The organism is Kitasatospora sp. LaBMicrA B282 (assembly GCF_050325825.1).
In the GTDB taxonomy this organism is placed as follows: Bacteria; Actinomycetota; Actinomycetes; order Streptomycetales; family Streptomycetaceae; genus Kitasatospora.
The window spans coordinates 1-3,580 of sequence record NZ_JBNQTI010000320.1; the positions used below are offsets into that span (position 1 = coordinate 1).

The following is a 3,580-nucleotide window of genomic DNA, read 5'->3' on the forward strand; positions in this document are numbered from 1 at the left end:
CGGCCGGCCGCTGCTCACCCTGGCCCGGCGCCGGCCGGTGGTCGGCCGGGGCGCCGAGCCCGGTGGTCGGGTCCAGCACGTCCGCCAGCGGCACCGCCCGGCCGACGCCGTAGCGGGCCAGGAAGTCCCGGTGGTGCGCGCGCAGCGCGGCCGGTCCCGGCCGGCCGGCCGCCACCGCCCAGAGCACGGCCGCCGCCTGCTCGGCCTCCGCCCGGACCGCGGTCGGCAGGCAGACCTCGACGTCCAGCCCGAGGTCGACCCGGACCGGCCGGTCCGTCGCGTGCAGCCGCCGCATCCGGGCGGTGACGGCCTGCCAGGCCGCGCGACCGGCGCCGATCGGGGCATCGGCGTAGCCGGCCAGCTCGCGGCGGACGGCCGTCAGCTCCCGGCTGGTCGCCGACTCGGGCAGCCGGGCCAGCAGGTGGCCGAGCGGGTCGGCGGCGTCGTGCCGCGGCGGCCGCAGCCCGGTCAGCAGCAGCCGCTGCCGGACCAGGTCGCCGAGCAGCCGGTCGATCGCCCCCGGCGCCGCCGCGGGATCGCCGGCGGCGAGCTCGGCCCGCAGCGCGGCGCCCAGCTCGGCATGGTCGATCGGGTGCGCGGCCAGCGCCAGCGCCCGGGCCACCAGCGCGGTCCGGACGGTCGAGTCCGCCGCCTTCGACGCAGCCACCAGCCGCAGGCCGGCCAGCACCGCGGGATCCCGTTCCCACCGGTCCACCAGCCCAGCCAGCCAGTCCGGGTCCGGGCGCACCGACTTGGTGTGCTGGTACCCCCAGCGCACCCGGGCCGCCGGCCCGAAGCCGACCGCGGCGACCCCGGCCATCAGGCCGGACGGCGTGGCCCGGCCGGACATCCGCAGCTGATGGCAGGTGACCGCGCGGGCGGCCCGGCGCAGTTGCCCGGCGTCCACCACCTCACCCGCCACCAGCCGGTCCAGGGTGTGGCTGAGCGCGGGGTCGGCGATGGCGATCGCCTCGCGCAGCAACGGGTCGTGGGTGGCCAGCCGGAGCAGCTCCCGGTCGTCGGGCCCGGGCGGGGTGCCCTGGGGCGGGCGGACGGCGGCCTGCAACAGGGCCGCCTCGCCGCACCCGAAGAGCGGGTCGCCGCCACGGGCGGGCAGCTGGGCCGGCATGGGAGGACTCCTTCGCTGGGGCGGTCGCCGGCGAGCACCAGGGCCTCTCCCCTGACGGATCCTGTCGCGCGCCCGGCAGGATCCGTCGGAGCGGCCCCAGGGCCTGGCGGACGGCCTCGGGCAGTTGACGGAAGATCACCAGCCGAGCCACGACCGGTCCCCCGACCGTACGCCCGAGGGCGTCAACGCCCGATCAACCGCCGGCGGACCCGACGCCCACCCGCTCGATGCCGGCTCAACGGAACCGTCGACCGCCGCACGGCGTGATCGCCGTCAGGGGTGCTCCGGGTAGGCCGCTCGTACCGCTCTTGTCCCGCCGATCGATGGATAGGAGTGCAGGCCCGAGGCGGTTAACCTGTGCCTGCCAAGAAGCCGCGAAAGATCGGGAGACTTCGTGCCGGGTGGGGATCAGCCATGGACGAACTGAGTTTCTCGGTGCTCGGCCCGATGCGCGGCAGTCGCGGTGCGGTGAGCCTGCGGCTGGGCAGTCCGCAGCAGCAGGCGATGCTGGCGGTGCTGCTGCTGCGCCCGGGCGGCACGGCGGGGGCGGCCGAACTGATCGACGCGCTCTGGGGTGAGGCACCGCCGGCCGCGGCGACCACCACGATCCGCACCTACGCCTGGCGCTGGCGCAAGGTGCTGGAGCAGGACCGCACCACCCCCGAGGTGCTGGTCTCGCTGGGCGACGGCTACAAGCTGGTGCTGCCGCCGCAGGCGGTGGACGTGCAGCAGGCCGAGCGGCTCGCCGCCGAGGCCGAACTCGCGGGCGCCGAGGACCCCGAGCAGGCCCGGACGCTGCTGGGCCAGGCGCTGCGGCTGTGGCAGGGCGAGCCGCTGGCCGGGATCCCCGGGCCGTTCGCCGAGCACCAGCGGTCCCGGCTGGGCGAACTGCGGCTGCGGCTGCTGGAGGAGCGGATCGAGCTGGACCTGCGGCTGGGCCGCGGTGCCCGCTGCATCCCGGAACTGAGCACCCTGACCACCGAGCGGCCGTTCCAGGAGCGGCCCTACGGGCTGCTGATGCGTGCGCTCTGCCAGGCCGGCCGGCAGGCCGACGCGCTCGGGGTCTTCCGGCGGGCCCGGGAACTGCTGATCGACCAGTTGGGCGTGGAGCCGGGGCCCGAGCTGTCCGCGCTGCACCGGCGGATCCTGGACGGCGACCCGGAACTGGTCGCCGCCCCGGCCGACCCGCCGCCCGGTGCACCGGCCGACCAGAGCGGCCCCGCCGCGGGTGCGCCGACCGCCGCGCCCGCCGGCCGGCCGGGCCTGCCCAGGCCGGCTCAGCTCCCCTCCGACACCTCGGACTTCACCGGCCGCTCGGCGCTGGTGGCGCAGCTCTGCGAGGCGCTCACCCGGACCGGACGCAACGCCCCCGCGCTGGTCGCGGTGGCCGGGATGGGCGGGGTGGGCAAGACCGTGCTGGCACTGCACGCCGCCCACCTGGCCCGGGCCGCCTTCCCGGACGGCCAGCTCTACGCCGACCTGCGCGGCAGCGGCCCCGATCCGCTCGCCCCCGACCTGCTGCTGGCCACCTTCCTGGCCGCGCTCGGCGCCTCCCCGGAGAGCATCCCGGACGGGCTGGAGGCCCGCTCCGCGCTCTTCCGGTCGATGGCGGACGGGCGCCGACTGCTGATCGTGCTGGACAACGCCCGGGACAGCGCGCAGGTGCGCCCGCTGCTGCCCGGCGCGGCCGACTGCGCGGTGCTGGTGACCAGCCGGACCCGGCTGGTCGAGCTGCCCGCGCCGACCCAACTGGACCTGGACGTGTTCAGCCCCGCGGAGGCGGAGGCGCTGCTGGCCTCGGTGATCGGGCCGGACCGGCTGGCCGCCGAACGGGCCGAGGCGGGCGAACTGCTGGAGGCCTGCGGGTTCCTGCCGCTGGCGGTGCGGATCGTCGCGGCCCGGCTGGCGGCCCGGCCGGCCTGGACGGTCAGCAGCCTGGCCGACCGGCTGGCCTGCCAGCAGCGGCGGATCGACGAGTTGCGGATCGGCGCCCTGGAGGTGGCGGCGGCCTTCGAGCTCGGCTACCGGCAGCTGACCCGGGCCCAGGCGGACGCCTTCCGGCTGATCGCCTGGGTCGACGGGCCCGACGTCGGGCTCTCGGTGGCGGCGGCCGTGCTGGGCCTGGACGAGCGGGCGGCCGAGGACCTGTTGGAGTCGCTGGTCGACGTCGCCATGCTGGACTCGCCGGCCCCCGGACGCTACCGGTACCACGACCTGCTGCGCGCCTTCGCCCGCCGCTGCTCGGCGGAGGCCGCGACGGAGGCCGCGGCCGGCGAGGCTGATGCGGGCGAGGGATCCGGTTCCCTGGTACCGGACGACGAGGCCGGGCGGACCACCGACCGGCTGCTCGGCGCGCTGCTCGCCGGCGCCTGCGCGGCGCTGCAACTGGCGTGGCCCGGCGACCCGACGGCCGCGGCGCTCGGCCGCAGCGCGCCGCTCGCCGCCGCGGTG

General features: G+C 77.7%; 2 protein-coding genes. One reads left to right on the forward strand and one right to left on the reverse strand.

All coding sequences use genetic code 11. The features are described from left to right. Window positions 1–1,129, reverse strand: a 1,129-nt coding sequence (locus ACQRUO_RS38925; RefSeq protein WP_428320916.1) for a lantibiotic dehydratase, incomplete at its 3' end; no start/stop codon positions are given. 414 nt (window positions 1,130–1,543) lie between these two features. Between ACQRUO_RS38925 and ACQRUO_RS38930 the strand changes: the two genes are divergently transcribed. Next, window positions 1,544–3,580, forward strand: a 2,037-nt coding sequence (locus tag ACQRUO_RS38930; protein ID WP_428320917.1) for a BTAD domain-containing putative transcriptional regulator, incomplete at its 3' end; no start/stop codon positions are given.